This is a genomic window from Desulfonatronum sp. SC1 (genome assembly GCF_003046795.1).
Lineage (GTDB): Bacteria > Desulfobacterota > Desulfovibrionia > Desulfovibrionales > Desulfonatronaceae > Desulfonatronum.
Window position 1 is genome coordinate 1 of record NZ_PZKN01000252.1, and the last position, 379, is coordinate 379.

Annotated in this window: 1 protein-coding gene; it reads left to right on the forward strand. The window is 34.0% G+C overall.

Annotated features, from left to right (window positions below; genetic code table 11):
- The coding region (locus tag C6366_RS21450) for a helix-turn-helix domain-containing protein (protein WP_158269873.1) at nucleotides 1-248 on the forward strand (248 nt) is incomplete at its 5' end.
- Between the last annotated feature and the right edge of the window lie 131 nt (nucleotides 249-379).

Consider the following 379-nt stretch of genomic DNA (forward strand, 5'->3'; position numbering starts at 1 on the left):
CTCTAATGGAAGAGCATGATTTAAAGGCAAAGGACTTAGTCAATATCTTAGATTTATCGAAAGGAACAGTCTCTAAGATTTTAAATTACCACAAGGGACTTTCGAAAGATACAATAAGAAGACTTTCCGATTATTTTAAACTATCTCAAGAAGCTTTTAATAGACCTTACAAATTGATTCATGAAGTAAACAGACATTTCCGAAATGCAAGTCTGATGAATACAAGGAAAAATATGATTGAGGCATAAATAGCAACATTTGCACAACATCATATATAAAATATTGGGGTTTTAGTGTTTACATTAATATTTCTGCCCCGCACCAACTTTTGTAACGGCAGACAAAGACGCACACCGCAGCCCCAACAATTCACTTATGT